Origin of the sequence: Devosia sp., assembly GCF_017307565.1 — a bacterium.
GTDB lineage: Bacteria > Pseudomonadota > Alphaproteobacteria > Rhizobiales > Devosiaceae > Devosia.
On sequence record NZ_JAFKHD010000416.1, the window covers coordinates 1 to 13,522 of the forward strand.

Genomic DNA, 13,522 nt, shown 5'->3' on the forward strand with positions numbered 1-13,522 from the left:
GCCAATTCCATTAATCCGCCTTGGGCTTTACTTCAGCTTTGCTACGACAGCCGGGCTCGTCAATTTGCCCCCAGAGCTGGGTCTATCCAGCCAATATTGCCGTCAGCGCGGCGGTAGACCACATTCAGGCCGCCATGTCCAGCGTGACGGAACATCACAACCTGCTGACCGGAAAGGTCGAGCTCCATAACGGCCTCTTCGACGCTCATCTGGCGCAGGCTTTTGGTGGTCTCGGCCACCACCGGCGGCGCATAATCCTCGTCGAGTTCGTCGAACTCGTCCGAGGCGCCAAAAACGGTGTATTGCGCCGTAACGCCATCGGCGCCATTGCCCTTGCGATGCTGCTTGAGCTTGCGGTTGTAGCGGCGCAGGCGCTTTTCGATATTGAGCGCCATAACTTCGAAGGCCGAGGTCGCATCACCTCCTTTGGCGCTGGCTTGCAGCGTCGCGCCGGAATCGAGGTGAACCACGCAGTCGGCACGGAAACCGATTCCGTCCGGAGTCAGGGTGAGATGGCCGTCATAGCCGCCGTCAAAATACTTTCCGACAACGGTGGCAAAGTGATCCTCTGCTTTTCCGCGCAGAGCATCGCCAACATCCATGTTCTTTCCCGAAACGCGTAAGGCCATGGCTTCTTCTTCCTTTCGGTCGTGTGTTCGACGCAAGAGGGTCCCGAAAGCCGATTTCCCGACATCCGGGTTCCTGCCTACTGTCACCCAATGATGTGGGGTGCCAGACACAACGATGCTAGACCCGGGGGAAGGCAGGGGCAATCCGCATCATGGCCGACATGGCCAAATGAGGGGATGACAGGACAGGAGAGCTGCACTAGCCTTCCCACCGCTGTTTCAACGTCCTTTAGAACGCCAGTTTGCACACTGGGGAGACGATGTGACGCATGCCGGCAGGCGCCGTCTCAGGCGATCTTTTGCAGGGCTTTTTTCTGACGCCGGCGGATCACGGAGGAGGGGATGTTCATCCCCTCGCGATATTTCGCTACCGTGCGACGGGCGACATCGATCCCCTGTTCCTTGCGCAGCAGCTCGGCAATCGTGTCGTCGGAGAGGATGTCAGTCGCCGGCTCGGCATCGATGAGCTGCTTGATCCGGTGGCGAACGGCCTCGGCCGAGTGATCGCCTCCGCCATCGGCCGAAGCAATGGCCGTGGTGAAGAAATATTTCATCTCATAGAGGCCGCGCGGGGTCGCCATATACTTGTTGGCGGTGACCCGGCTGACGGTCGATTCATGCATTTCGATTTCTTCGGCGACCATCTTGAGCGTCATTGGCTTAAGATGCGCGACGCCATGGGTGAGGAACCCATCCTGTTGGCGCACGATTTCGGCCGCCACCTTGGTAATGGTCTGGGCCCGCTGGTCGAGGCTCTTGGTCAGCCAGTTGGCTGTCGCCAGGCAATCGGAGAGGAATGACTTTTCCGCCGTATCGCGCGTCTTCTTGGTGACGGTCGCGTAGTAGACGCGATTGACCAGCACGCGCGGCAGCGTCTCGGTATTGAGCTCCACCTGCCAGCCGCCGTCAGGCCCCGAGCGCACGAACACATCGGGCACCACCGCTTCCACCGGCGCGCTGTCGAAGGCCAGCCCAGGCCGCGGATCGAGCAGGCGGAGTTCGCCCAGCATATCGGCCAGATCCTCGCGATCGCAGCCGACCGCCTTCATCAGCGCCGCCATATTGTGCTCAGCGACGAGCCCGAGATTGTCGATGAGGCGCTGCATCATCGGATCGAGCCGATCGCGCTCGCGCAATTGCAACGCCAGGCATTCGGCAACCGAACGGGCAAAAACCCCGACGGGGTCGCAGGTCTGCAGCGCGCCCAGCACGGCCTCGACATCACCGAGCTCGGCCCCAAGCAATTCGGCGACGGCGTCGAGCTCGACGGTAAGATAGCCGGCTTCGTTCAGCCCATCGATCAGGTGCTGGCCGATCAGCCGGTCGGCCTGGGTGCGCAGCAGCATCTGCGCCTGCGCTTCGAGATGATCGGAAAGGCGGGGCCGCGCAGCGACGAACTGATCGAGATCGGGGGCTTCACCGCCCTCGAAACTGCCGTTCCGGTCCGGCCCGGTTGCAGCGCCGATATCGTGAGGCGTCGAATCGGGGAAAACGTTCTCGACCGCCGTGTCATAGCCCTCGGCGATCTGGTCGGCGTCCTTGATCCGCTCGCCCTGGGCGACCGTGTCCTCATAGGCGCTGAGTTCAATCGTGGGTTCAGGCGCTTCGGCGGGCTCGGCGTCGCCGCCTTCGCCACCTTCCTCGCGTTCAAGCAGGGGATTGCGCAGCAGCTCGGCATCGACGAAATCATTGAGTTCAAGATGGCTCAACTGCAGCAGCTTGATCGACTGCATCAGCTGCGGCGTCAGCGTCAGGCTTTGCGCCTGGCGAAACTCCAGCCGCGGCGAAAGTGCCATCTATTCAATCCCTTGGCGCAGAACACAATGCCCCGGAGGGCGGCTTCCCGCGGGCAACATGACTGAATTCGTTCGCTAGGGCAAGTTCCGTGCCAATTCCGGCCGGGGACTAAAGTTCGAAACCCTCACCGAGATAGACGCGCCGCGCCTCGGGGCTGGCGGAAATGGTTTCGGGCTTGCCCTGGATCATCACCGCGCCGCCGTGAATGACATAGGCGCGATCGACAAGACCCAGGGTTTCACGCACCGCGTGGTCGGTGATGAGGACACCGATGCCGCGCTGGGTCAATTGCCGCACGAGGCCCTTTACCTCCGCCACGGCGATGGGGTCGACGCCGGCAAAGGGTTCGTCGAGCAACATGAAGATGGGCTCGGCCGCCAGCGCCCGCGCAATCTCGACGCGCCGCCGTTCGCCGCCCGAGAGCGAGAGGGCATTGGACTTGGCGAGATGGGCAATGGAAAACTCTTCGAGGAGCTGGGCGAGCCGGCGCTTGCGCTCGGCCCGGCCACGCACGGTATTTTCCAGGATCGCGAGAATATTGCCTTCCACGGTCATGCCGCGGAAAATTGACGGCTCCTGCGGCAGATAACCAACACCCAGCTGGCCGCGCTGAAACAGCGGCAAATGGGTGATGTCATTGCCATCGAGCTGGATGCGCCCGGCATCGGGCCGCACGAGGCCCATGATCATGGTGAAAACGGTGGTCTTGCCCGCGCCATTGGGCCCGAGCAGGCCCACCGCCTCGCCGCGCCGCACGGCCAGCGACACATCCCGCACCACCGTGCGCTTGCCAAAACTCTTGGCCAAGCCCTGGGCGACAAGCCAGCCCGACTGATCTATTCGCGGCGTCTCGCTCATTGCGATGTAAAGACCCCAGTGACGCGCCCACCCTGGCGGGCGGTAAAGGTCGATACATTGGTCGCGAGATTGACCACCAGTTCCTCGGCATTGACGGTGCCCGCGGCATTGCTGACCTGCACATTGCCGGTGAGGCGCAACAATTGGTCGCCCGGCGAAAACACCGCGCGGTCCCCGCTCGCCTTCTGCTCTTCGGTCTCGAGCCGCACCTTGCCCGTGGCTTCGAAGGACTTGATGTCGCTGGTGCCGCCAGAGCCATAGGTGGCCACGACCTTGTCCGCCCAGACGCTGACCGTGGGGTGTTTGACCACAACATTGCCCGTGAAGACTGCCTCCTGGCGCCCTTCCTCGACGGTAAAAGTATCGGCCGAAATCTGCACCTGCGTCTGCGCGAAGGCGGGCATGGCCAGCAGTGCCGAAAACAGCGCGAGCGATGTGAGGCGACCCAGTTTCATTCCGTTTGCTCCCCAGGCGTTGCCGGCAAGGTGACGATGGCCTTGTAAAAAGTCCAGCGGCCTTGTTCGGCCTCGTGCAACATGCCCTCAGACCGCACGGTGGTGCCGTCGGAATAATCGATCTCGACCGGCCCATTGGCCGTCAGGGTCTGGCTCGCCCAATCAAAGACCGTGTCGGTGAGGCGCCCCGAAATGCCGGTCGAATCGCTGACCTCGGTCTCGTGCGGGCTGCGCACCTGCTGGGTCACCGCGTCGAGCACGGCATCTTCCGAAGACGCCTCGCGCCGTAGGCCATCAGTACGCTCCATCATCACCCGCGCATTGGTGAGAGTAATGAGATCGGTATTATCGATCGCCGCCGCCGCCTCTTCCGCCCAGACCCGATAGACCGAGCCATCCGAGAGCGTGCCGGTATATTCGGGCGTTTCCACCCGGATCCGATCCTGGCTGAACTCGATCTTGCCGAGGCCAAAGCGCGCGCCGAAGCTCGAAATCGTGATCTGGATCAGGAGCGCCGCGAGCAGAACCGCACCCACCGCCGGCACCGCAAAGCGCAACAGGCCCACCACGCGATTGCGGCGCTGCAGGCGTCTATATTGCTTGTATCGGCCAGGCTGGTCGGCAAAGACCAAGAGCTTATCCTCAGCTGTGGGCGAAAATATCCGTCTCTTCCCAGCCGAGCAGGTCGAGGGCGCAACGGGTTTTCACGAAGTCGAAGCAGGACTGCGCCAGCTCCATGCGATTCTCGCGCTTGAGCATGCGGTCAAGGTGACGCTTGAGGTCGTGAAGGTAAAGAACGTCGGATGCGGCATAGTCGAGCTGCGCTTCGCTCAGCTTTTCATTGCCCCAGTCCGAACTCTGCTGCTGCTTGGAGAGATCGACATTGAGCAGCTCGCGCGCCAGCTCCTTGAGCCCGTGGCGATCGGTATAGGTCCGCACGAGGCGCGAGGCGATCTTGGTGCAATAGATCGGGCCGGTCACGACACCAAAGCGCTGCTGCAACACGGCGACGTCGAAGCGGGCATAGTGGAAAATCTTGGTGACGTTGGGGTCGCTGAGAAGCTTGACGAGGTTGGGCGCCTCGGTCGCATCCTTGGGAATCTGGATGACGTCGGCACTGCCATCGCCGGGAGAGAGTTGCACCACGCAGAGGCGGTCGCGATGGGGATTGAGCCCCATGGTTTCGGTGTCGATCGCAACCTCACGGCCATAGTTGGACAGGTTTGGCAGATCGCCGCGATGCACTCTGATGGCCATGGTTTTTCCCACTCTTTAGCTTTGTTCTTCCTTGGCACAGCATGAGGGCAATGGAAAGGCATGGACGATCAGCAAGAATTGCTCAACCCCGCGACCCCATCATATCAAGCTTTCTTTATATCACCCTTGACCCTGCGGTCTGTAGGTGTCACAAAATGGTTAGTTTGGCCCGTTTTTGGGCATTTCTTGCATTTTTGGAGCTTTCGCGTGGCGCGCTCTTCCTACCAATTCACTTCCGAGTCCGTTTCTGAAGGCCATCCGGACAAGGTCTGCGACCGGATTTCGGACGAGATCGTCGACCTGGTTTTCCGGGAAGCGAACAAGTCAGGCATGGATCCGAGCCAGGTGCGCATCGCCTGCGAGACCCTGGCGACCACCAACCGCGTCGTCATCGCCGGTGAAGTGCGCGTCCCCGACACCCTGCTCAAGAAGGACAAGGACGGCAACGTCGTCCATGACAAGGCCGGCGCGCCGCTGATCAATCCCTCGAAATTCAAATCCGCGGCGCGCAAGGCGATCCGCGCTATCGGTTACGAACAGTCCGGCTTCCACTGGAAGACCGCCAAGATCGACGTGCTGCTGCACGGCCAGTCAGCTGACATCGCGCAGGGCGTCGACGAAAGCGGCAACAAGGACGTCGGCGCCGGCGACCAGGGCATCATGTTCGGCTATGCCAGCCGCGAGACCCCCGAACTCCTGCCCGCCCCGATCTACTATGCCCACAAGATTCTCGAGACCCTCACCGAGGCCCGCAAGGCCAATCACGGCCCGGCCGGCAAGCTTGGCCCCGATGCCAAGAGCCAGGTGACGGTGCGTTATGAAGACGGCAAGCCGGTCGGGGTTACCCAGATTGTGCTCTCGACCCAGCACCTCGACGAGAGCCTGACCTCTTCGGACGTGCGCGGAATCGTCGAGCCCTATATCCGCGAGGCCCTGCCGGAAGGCTGGATCAGCGACGAGACCGTTTGGCACGTCAATCCGACCGGTAAATTCGTCGTCGGCGGTCCCGATGGCGATGCGGGCCTCACCGGCCGCAAGATCATCGTCGACACCTATGGTGGCGCTGCGCCCCATGGTGGCGGTGCTTTCTCTGGCAAGGATCCCACCAAGGTCGACCGCTCGGCCGCCTATGCCGCGCGCTATCTCGCCAAGAACGTCGTTGCCGCCGGCCTTGCCGACCGCGCCACGATCCAGCTCAGCTACGCCATCGGCGTTGCCAAGCCGCTCTCGATCTATGTCGACCTGCACGGCACCGGCAAGGTCGATGAGGCAAAGCTCGAAAAGGCTCTGGCCGAGGTGATGGACCTGACCCCGCGCGGCATCCGCACCCATCTCGACCTCAACAAGCCGATCTATGCGAAAACCTCCGCCTATGGCCATTTTGGCCGCAAGCCGGGCCGCGATGGCAGCTTCTCCTGGGAGAAGACCGACCTCGTGAAGGCGCTGAAGCAGGCCGTCGCCTGATTCACGCTGACGATTGACCAAAGGCCTCTTTTCCGCGATGCGGGGGAGAGGCCTTCGCTTTTTTTGAAATTTGCATCCATGACCGACCATCAGCTCCCCAAAACCCTGCACGGCGAACCGCGCGCCTTTTTCGGCCGCCGCTCGGGCAAGAAACTGCATGGCGGCCAGAAGGCCATTGTGGATGAGGCGCTACCCGAGCTCGAAATCGCGCTCGCCGAGCATCTTGATCCCAAGACGCTGTTTCCGCAGGCCAAGCGCCTCGTCATCGAAATCGGCTATGGCGGGGGCGAACACCTCGCCCGCAAGGCCGGCGAGGAGCCGGAAACCGGCTTTATCGGTTGTGAGGTTTTCACCGGTGGCATCGGCAAGATGGTGCAGGCCATCGCTGCCCGAAGCCTGGGCAATGTGCGGCTCTTTACCGATGACGCGCTCAAACTTCTCGTCACGCTGCCCGATGCCAGCATCGACGCCGTCTATCTCCTCTATCCCGATCCCTGGCCGAAGACGCGTCACCACAAGCGCCGCTTTGTCTCCCCCACGACGCTCAAGGAACTGGCCCGCGTGATCCGCCCCGGCGGCACCTTCCATTTCGCCACCGATATCGAAGACTATGCCGACTGGACCCTCGCCCATATCGTGCGCGAGCCCGAGTTCATCTTTGCCCCGGCAGCCCCCGGCGCCTGGCACACGCCCTATCCCGGCTGGCAGCCGACGCGCTACGAGCAGAAAGCGCGGCGCGAGGGCCGGATGATCAGCTTCTATTTTTCCTTCACCCGGCGCTGATCCCGTCGTTTCGCTGCGGTGAACGCCAAGTTCACCCCGCGCGCCTCTGGACCTTTGGCATCCGATCCCCATATCGGCAGCACGTCGGGCGGTTTGGCCTGCCCGACGACATTTCCGCCGAGCGCTACCGGAGCCGCCAATGTCTACCCCGTCCGCCGAAGACAATATCCTGCTCGTCATGCGCACGGGAAAGTGGTCGATGGTGGTGGTGGCAGAATTGCGGAGCGGCACGCGGCGGTTCAATGAATTGCGCCGCTCGATGGACGGCATTTCGCAAAAGACACTGTCCGCGACCCTGCGCGAACTCGAGCGCGATGGTTTCATCTCGCGCACGGCGTTCGCCACCATTCCGCCGCGCGTCGATTATGCGCTGACCGAACTTGGCACCGAACTCCTTGAGATCGTTGATATCTGCCGCGACTTTGCGGTCCGCAACCGGGGTGCCGTGGCTTCGGCTCGCGCCCAGTTCGACCGCATCAGTAGCGTGGCCCTGCGCTCGATCGGCTGAGGGCTTTCGGGCGCCGCCGTAGGCCGGCGGCGCCAGGATCGAGGGGCTTAGAGCCCGACGGGAGCCAGGGTGTCGGCGTTGAAGAGCTGCATGGCCTGAGTGCCATCGTCCTTGGTCACATAGGCGCGAACCAGACCATTCCATTCTTCCACGGCACTGGCTTTGATGCCCTTTTCCTGAAGGCGCAGCAGCGTATAGTCATTGGCGACTTCGTCGGTCAGATAGCTGGTATCGACCTCGGTGGATTCAACGGGGGCCGGGGCGGCAAAGGCGGGCAGGGCGGCACCGGTCACGAGTACGGCGGCGGTCAGGGCAAGAATGCTGTTCTTGATCATTTGAAGTGTTCCTTTCATTCGAACACTCCAGAGATGGTTGGAATGAATTCGGCTCCAAGTGACGAAAACCAAGATTTTCGGCCTTGAAAGCATGGTGCCGATGCCGAGGGTTTCGTAAGGAAATCAAGGCATCTTGGGGAAACCCGGTACACCTCAGGAAACCAGGTTACGCCCCTGTGGCCAGGGGCTGGAACCCCTCGCGCGCCTTGGGGTTGTGCTTGTGGCAACCCGGAGAGAGCCATGCAGACCAGCGTCAGGATCCTCGACATCAAGCCCGTCACCCACAATGTGCGCTCCTATCGCCTGGAGCGACCGGCCGGCTTTGCCTTCACGCCCGGCCAGGCGACCGAAGTCAGCATCGATCGAGAAGGCTGGCGCGACAAGAAGCGACCCTTCACCTTCACCTGCCTCCCCGATGCGCAGGCGCTCGAATTCACCATCAAGAGTTACTTTGACCATAGCGGGGTCACCAACGAGCTGTGGTCACTGGGGGCAGGGGACAGCCTGATCCTGCGCGATGTCTGGGGCACGATCCAATATCGTGGCCCCGGCACCTTCATTGCCGGCGGGGCCGGGGTCACGCCCTTCATCGCCATCCTGCGGCACCTCAATGCCACCGGAAAAATCGCCGGCAACCGGCTGATCGTCTCGAACCGCACGGAGAAGGACATAATCCTGCGCGACGAGTTCGAAGCCATGAACGGCCTCGAAACGCTCTGGACCGTCACCGACGATTCCAAATCGCCCTTGGTGCAGGAACGAATCGACGCCGATTTCCTCCGCCGCCACGTCAGCAAGTTCGATCAGAATTTTTATCTCTGCGGGCCGGACCCCATGGTCAAGGACCTGCGGGGTCTCCTCGAGGAGCTCGGCGCCAACGTCGACAACGTCACCTGGGAAAAGTAGGTTTCAGGCCAGCGACAGCTCAAGACTGTTCGGGCGCCGGATATCCACCCTGGCCTCCCAGCGGGCATTGGAGGACGGCACCTCCAGCGTCAGCACGTCCGGCACATCGGCGGAACTGGTCAGCAGCACCTCGGCTCCGTTCTCCCAGAGCGCCCGGACGGTACAGTCGATCACCGAGCGGCGGTCGTTGAACACCAGCTTGCCCGATTTCAGCACCCGGCGGCGCTCCACCTGGCGGGTGGTGGCGAGGGTCGTGCCGCGCCAGGGCAGGCACTTGTTACGCCCCGAGCCCTTGGCTTCATAGAGCGCCTCGTCGGCCTTCAGCATAAGGCTGTCATAGTCGTCCTGGCCGGGATCAAAGGCCGCAATTCCAAAGCTCGCCGACACGGTCAAGGCGGGGCGGCTGCCGGGGAAATGCAGGTCGAGGATGGCATGGCGCAGTTTTTCGGCGACAGCCATGGCGGCCCCCGGATCCGTATCGGGCATGATGACGGCAAATTCCTCGCCGCCAAGGCGCCCGAAACTATCGCTCTGGCGCAATAGCGAGCCGGTGGCTTTCACCACGGCCTTGAGCACCGCGTCACCTGCGGCGTGACCATAGGTGTCGTTGATGGTCTTGAAGCGGTCGATATCGAAGGTCAGGGCGCTGAGCTGGGTGCGATGCCGGCGCGAGTGGGAGAGATACTTTTCCGCATCCTCTCGGAAGGCGCGGCGCGTGGAAATGCCGGTCAGGCCATCGGTGGTTGCCATGCGCCGCAGTTCCAGCTCGTCGACAGCGATTTGGGCGAGCTGGCGCAGGATCGTCACCTCGCGCTCGGAAAACTGCCGGGGACGGCTGTCGATGGCGCAGATGGTGCCGACATTGAAACCATCGGCGGTGGTCAGCGGCACGCTGGCATAAAAGCGCACGCCCGAAGGGGCGGTCACATGCGGGGAATCGCAAAACCGCTCGTCCTCGGTCGCATCGGGCACGACCAGCGGTTCGGTGCCGTCCATGGCATAGCGGCAGAACGTTTCCCCGATCGGCACTTCACAGTGCGGCGTGCCTTCTGAGGCCTTATACCACTGCCGGTGCGCGTCCATGATCGAAACCACCGAGGTCTCGACGCCGAAAACCATGCGGATGAGTGAGGCGATCCGGTCAAAGGCGGGTTCGCGTGGCGTGTCTAGAATATCGTAGCGCTGGACCGCGGCGAGCCGGGCATCCTCGGACATACGGGGAAGCGGAAACAGGTCAGGCACGATGGACATGGCACATTCCGGAAGTCAGTGGTGCAAGACTCTAGGCGGCAGGGCTTTCACGAAGACTAACGCGACAGGTCCGATTTTGCCTTTTCACAATTCTGTCTCGCGTGACCCTTGCGGGACCAACCTTGCTTTTTACCCATACCGGGTCTATATGAGGTCAACATCGTTGCTCTCATACAGAGAGTGGTGCCCTGACCGGCCCCGCTCTTTTTGCTTATCTGGGACCCAATGGCTTTCGATCTCACCGAGAAACGCTACATCAAGGAAACCGGCCTCGAAGCCCGAATTTCCCGCATTGTCGAGCCGGTTGCCAATGGGCTCGGCTATTCGCTCGTGCGCATCAAAATCACGCCGGAAAATGGCTGCACCCTGCAGATCATGGCCGAAGACGAGAATGGCCGCTTCAACATCAATGACTGCGAGGCCCTCTCTAAGGACCTGTCGCCGGTTCTCGATGTCGAAGATCCGATCGACCGGGAATATCATCTGGAAGTGTCTTCCGCCGGCATCGACCGCCCGCTGGTGCGCAAGCGTGACTTCGAGCGTTTCATGGGCCACGAGGCCAAGGTCGAGCTGGTCGACATGATCAATGGTCGCAAGCGCTTCCGCGGCGATATCGCAGCCGTCGACGACGAGGGTGTAACGATCCGGCTGCCCGATGCTCCGGGCGGCACCGATCCCAACCACAAGCTCAGCTTCCCCACCATTGCGGAAGCCAAGCTCGTGATGACCGACAGACTGATGGACATGGCGCGCGCCGAGCAGGAACTGCATCCGCTCGACGACGATGAGACCGAAACGGTCGAATATGCCGATGCCGACAATGACGACGACAACCTCTCCGAGGAGACGAAATAAATGGCCGTTAGTGCGAATCGCCTAGAGCTGCTGCAGATCGCCGATGCCGTCGCCCGTGAAAAGTCGATCGACCGCATGGTCGTGATCGAGGCGATGCAGGATGCCATGGAAAAGGCCGCCAAGGGCCGCTACGGCGCCGAGACCGAGATCAAGGTCGAGATCAATCCGCGCTCGGGTGAAACCCGCATGTGGCGCCTGCTGGAAATCGTCGACGAAGTCGAAGAGCCGAGCCGCCAGGTGAACCTCAAGTTTGCCAAGACCAAGTCTCCCGAAGCCAAGGTCGGCGATTTCCTCACCGAGCCGCTGCCGCCGATGGAATTCGGCCGCATCGCCGCCCAGTCGGCCAAGCAGGTCATCGTGCAGAAGGTGCGCGATGCCGAGCGTGACCGCATGTTCGAGGAATATACCGGCCGCGTCGGCGAAATCGTCAACGGCACCGTCAAGCGCGTCGAATACGGCAATGTGATCGTCGATCTCGGCCGTGGCGAAGCCATCATCCGCCGCGACGAACTGATCCCGCGCGAAATGTTCCGCTACGGTGATCGCGTCCGCGCCTATATCTATGACGTGCGTCGCGAACAGCGCGGTCCGCAGATCTTTTTGTCCCGTACGCACCCGCAGTTCATGGCAAAACTGTTCATGCAGGAAGTGCCCGAGATCTACGACGGCATCATCACCATCCGCTCGATCGCCCGCGATCCGGGCAGCCGCGCCAAGATCGCCGTGACCTCCAACGATTCCTCGATCGACCCGGTCGGCGCCTGCGTTGGTATGCGTGGTTCGCGCGTTCAGGCCGTGGTTGCCGAACTGCAGGGCGAAAAGATCGACATCATTCCCTGGACCGACACCATCGCCGATCTGGTGGTTTCCGCGCTCCAGCCGGCCGACGTGGCCAAGGTCGTTCTCGACGAGCAGGCCGAACGCATCGAAGTCGTGGTGCCCGACGAGCAGCTCTCGCTCGCCATCGGTCGCCGTGGCCAGAACGTGCGTCTTGCTAGCCAGCTCATCGGTTGGGATATCGACATCCTGACCGAACAGGAAGAGAGCGAACGCCGCCACAAGGAATTCACCGAACGCTCGACCCTGTTCATGCAGGCCCTTGACGTTGACGAGATGGTTGCCCAGCTACTGGCTTCGGAAGGTTTCTCCTCGGTCGAAGAGCTCGCCTATATCGAGCCCAACGAAATCGCCTCCATCGAAGGCTTTGACGAAGAGACCGCTGCGGAAATTCAGAACCGCGCTGCCGAATATCTCGCCGAGATCGATCGCAAGTTCGACGAAGAGCGTATCGCCCTCGGCGTCGACGACGAGCTCTACGAAATTCCGGGCCTCAATGCCGCGATGCTCGTGGCCCTGGGCAAGGAAGACATCAAGACCGTGGAAGACTTTGCCGGTTGCGCCGCTGACGATCTCGTCGGCTGGAGCGAACGCAAGGACGGGGAAACCAAGCGCTTTGAAGGTACCTTCAAGGACTTCCCCGTGAGCCGCGAAGAAGCCGAAGACATGATCCTCCAGGCGCGCCTGCGTGCCGGCTGGATCAGCGCCGAAGAAGTCGCCGCCCAGGAAGACGGTGCGGACGACGCTGGCGACGAAGCCGAGGAGGAGGAGGTCTGAGGACCGCCTTCTTGAGGTGATGACTTGGCTCGGCGCGCTGAAACCATAAGGACCTGTGCTCTCACCCGGCTCGAAAAGCCGGTTGAGGACCTGATCCGTTTTGTGCTCGGGCCTGACGGCACGATCGTGCCCGATACGGACGCCAAGGCTGAAGGCCGTGGCGTCTGGATTACCCTGAGCAAGGCTGCAGTCGAAGAGGCCGTGCGCAAAAAGGCTTTTGCGCGCAGCCTGAAGGAAAACGTCACGGTCCCGGCCGATCTTGCGGACCTGACGCAATTGCGGCTCGAACAGAGATTTGCCTCGGCCCTCGCCATGGCGCGAAAGGCCGGTCAGTTCACCTCCGGCGGCATGAAGGTGAAAAGCGCTATCGAAGCGGGGCAGCTCATCGCCCTGCTCTCGGCGACCGATGGCGCCGAGGATGGCAAGAACAAGATGCTGGGGGCTCTGCGCGCCCTCAATCACGCCCGTCGCGAGGGCAGCGCAGTCGGCCCCCAGGTGCCTCATTTCGAATTGCTCTCAAGCATGCAATTGGGTTTGGCACTTGGACTAGAAAATGTGATACATGCTGCCCTCATGACAGGGGCGGCAGCCCAATCGGCACTGGAAAAGGCCAAACGACTGGCCCGATACACTGCCATTCCAACGGATAACCACACCGACCGCCTGAAGGCGTCCGGTGTGCTTTTGCCCGTGGAACAGGACGAAAGACGATAGGAAGTATGGCTGATAACGACGACAAGCGTTCTGACGATACCGGTGCCAAGAAGACGCTGACCCTCAAGGGTGGTCCGGCTCTGGGCAATCGTGCCG

15 protein-coding genes are annotated in these 13,522 nt (G+C 61.8%); 7 read left to right on the plus strand and 8 right to left on the minus strand.

All coding sequences use genetic code 11. The features are described 5' to 3' along the window. Nucleotides 1-59: 59 nt before the first annotated feature. From raiA to J0I64_RS17335, 6 genes are all read right to left on the minus strand, one after another. A complete protein-coding gene (gene raiA / locus J0I64_RS17310; RefSeq protein ID WP_291410503.1) occupies nt 60-629 on the minus strand; it encodes a ribosome-associated translation inhibitor RaiA in 570 nt (189 codons plus the stop codon). A 287-nt stretch (nt 630-916) separates the two neighbouring features. Further along, nucleotides 917-2,425, minus strand: a complete 1,509-nt coding sequence (gene rpoN / locus J0I64_RS17315) for an RNA polymerase factor sigma-54 (RefSeq protein WP_291410505.1) — start codon at nt 2,423-2,425, stop codon at nt 917-919. Nucleotides 2,426-2,534: 109 nt separating this feature from the next. After that, the gene (gene lptB / locus J0I64_RS17320; protein WP_291410507.1) at nt 2,535-3,284 is read right to left on the minus strand and encodes an LPS export ABC transporter ATP-binding protein; all 750 of its coding nucleotides are present in this window, start codon (nt 3,282-3,284) and stop codon (nt 2,535-2,537) included. Beyond that, a complete protein-coding gene (gene lptA / locus J0I64_RS17325; RefSeq protein WP_291410509.1) occupies nt 3,281-3,739 on the minus strand; it encodes a lipopolysaccharide transport periplasmic protein LptA in 459 nt (152 codons plus the stop codon). The genes lptB and lptA overlap by 4 nt, the downstream gene beginning before the upstream one ends. Next, nucleotides 3,736-4,371 carry a hypothetical protein gene (locus J0I64_RS17330; RefSeq protein ID WP_291410511.1) on the minus strand — a complete coding sequence of 212 codons (636 nt, stop codon included), beginning with the start codon at nt 4,369-4,371 and terminating at the stop codon, nt 3,736-3,738. Before J0I64_RS17330 ends, lptA begins: the two co-directional genes overlap by 4 nt. Before the next feature lie 10 nt (nt 4,372-4,381). Then, on the minus strand, nt 4,382-4,996 hold the full coding sequence (locus J0I64_RS17335; RefSeq protein ID WP_291410512.1) for a ribonuclease D: 615 nt from the start codon (nt 4,994-4,996) through the stop codon (nt 4,382-4,384). 207 nt (nt 4,997-5,203) lie between these two features. Between J0I64_RS17335 and metK the strand changes: the two genes are divergently transcribed. From metK to J0I64_RS17350, 3 genes are all read left to right on the plus strand, one after another. Beyond that, nucleotides 5,204-6,460 (plus strand): methionine adenosyltransferase, encoded by a 1,257-nt coding sequence (gene metK / locus J0I64_RS17340; RefSeq protein WP_291410514.1) that lies wholly within the window; start codon nt 5,204-5,206, stop codon nt 6,458-6,460. A gap of 78 nt (nt 6,461-6,538) precedes the next feature. Then, nucleotides 6,539-7,243, plus strand: coding sequence for a tRNA (guanosine(46)-N7)-methyltransferase TrmB (gene trmB / locus J0I64_RS17345; RefSeq protein WP_291410517.1), 705 nt, complete (start codon nt 6,539-6,541; stop codon nt 7,241-7,243). Nucleotides 7,244-7,382: 139 nt separating this feature from the next. Further along, the gene (locus J0I64_RS17350) at nt 7,383-7,751 is read left to right on the plus strand and encodes a helix-turn-helix domain-containing protein (RefSeq protein WP_291410519.1); all 369 of its coding nucleotides are present in this window, start codon (nt 7,383-7,385) and stop codon (nt 7,749-7,751) included. Between the two features lie 47 nt (nt 7,752-7,798). Here the strand turns inward: J0I64_RS17350 and J0I64_RS17355 are convergent, their stop codons facing one another. Further along, nucleotides 7,799-8,086 carry a hypothetical protein gene (locus J0I64_RS17355; RefSeq protein WP_291410521.1) on the minus strand — a complete coding sequence of 96 codons (288 nt, stop codon included), beginning with the start codon at nt 8,084-8,086 and terminating at the stop codon, nt 7,799-7,801. 240 nt (nt 8,087-8,326) lie between these two features. Between J0I64_RS17355 and J0I64_RS17360 the strand changes: the two genes are divergently transcribed. Next, nucleotides 8,327-8,992, plus strand: coding sequence for a flavodoxin reductase (locus tag J0I64_RS17360; protein WP_291410523.1), 666 nt, complete (start codon nt 8,327-8,329; stop codon nt 8,990-8,992). A gap of 3 nt (nt 8,993-8,995) precedes the next feature. Here J0I64_RS17360 and J0I64_RS17365 read toward each other — a convergent pair whose 3' ends face one another. Continuing rightward, nucleotides 8,996-10,243 carry a sensor domain-containing diguanylate cyclase gene (locus tag J0I64_RS17365; protein ID WP_291410525.1) on the minus strand — a complete coding sequence of 416 codons (1,248 nt, stop codon included), beginning with the start codon at nt 10,241-10,243 and terminating at the stop codon, nt 8,996-8,998. Nucleotides 10,244-10,468: 225 nt separating this feature from the next. Between J0I64_RS17365 and rimP the strand changes: the two genes are divergently transcribed. From rimP to J0I64_RS17380, 3 genes are read left to right on the plus strand one after another with little or no spacing between them, the layout of a single operon-like run. Then, a complete protein-coding gene (gene rimP / locus J0I64_RS17370) occupies nt 10,469-11,098 on the plus strand; it encodes a ribosome maturation factor RimP (protein WP_291410526.1) in 630 nt (209 codons plus the stop codon). Continuing rightward, the gene (gene nusA, locus J0I64_RS17375) at nt 11,099-12,712 is read left to right on the plus strand and encodes a transcription termination factor NusA (protein ID WP_291410528.1); all 1,614 of its coding nucleotides are present in this window, start codon (nt 11,099-11,101) and stop codon (nt 12,710-12,712) included. A gap of 24 nt (nt 12,713-12,736) precedes the next feature. Next, nucleotides 12,737-13,426, plus strand: a complete 690-nt coding sequence (locus J0I64_RS17380; RefSeq protein ID WP_291410530.1) for an RNA-binding protein — start codon at nt 12,737-12,739, stop codon at nt 13,424-13,426. Nucleotides 13,427-13,522: the final 96 nt, after the last annotated feature.

Bases quoted from the DNA above. Each gene is read 5' to 3' on its own strand.
- raiA (WP_291410503.1), bottom strand. From the start codon at position 629: ATGGCCTTACGCGTTTCGGGAAAGAACATGGATGTTGGCGATGCTCTG.
- rpoN (WP_291410505.1), bottom strand. From the start codon at position 2,425: ATGGCACTTTCGCCGCGGCTGGAGTTTCGCCAGGCGCAAAGCCTGACG.
- lptB (WP_291410507.1), bottom strand. From the start codon at position 3,284: ATGAGCGAGACGCCGCGAATAGATCAGTCGGGCTGGCTTGTCGCCCAG.
- lptA (WP_291410509.1), bottom strand. From the start codon at position 3,739: ATGAAACTGGGTCGCCTCACATCGCTCGCGCTGTTTTCGGCACTGCTG.
- J0I64_RS17335 (WP_291410512.1), bottom strand. From the start codon at position 4,996: ATGGCCATCAGAGTGCATCGCGGCGATCTGCCAAACCTGTCCAACTAT.
- trmB (WP_291410517.1), top strand. From the start codon at position 6,539: ATGACCGACCATCAGCTCCCCAAAACCCTGCACGGCGAACCGCGCGCC.
- J0I64_RS17350 (WP_291410519.1), top strand. From the start codon at position 7,383: ATGTCTACCCCGTCCGCCGAAGACAATATCCTGCTCGTCATGCGCACG.
- J0I64_RS17355 (WP_291410521.1), bottom strand. From the start codon at position 8,086: ATGATCAAGAACAGCATTCTTGCCCTGACCGCCGCCGTACTCGTGACC.
- J0I64_RS17360 (WP_291410523.1), top strand. From the start codon at position 8,327: ATGCAGACCAGCGTCAGGATCCTCGACATCAAGCCCGTCACCCACAAT.
- J0I64_RS17365 (WP_291410525.1), bottom strand. From the start codon at position 10,243: ATGTCCATCGTGCCTGACCTGTTTCCGCTTCCCCGTATGTCCGAGGAT.
- rimP (WP_291410526.1), top strand. From the start codon at position 10,469: ATGGCTTTCGATCTCACCGAGAAACGCTACATCAAGGAAACCGGCCTC.
- nusA (WP_291410528.1), top strand. From the start codon at position 11,099: ATGGCCGTTAGTGCGAATCGCCTAGAGCTGCTGCAGATCGCCGATGCC.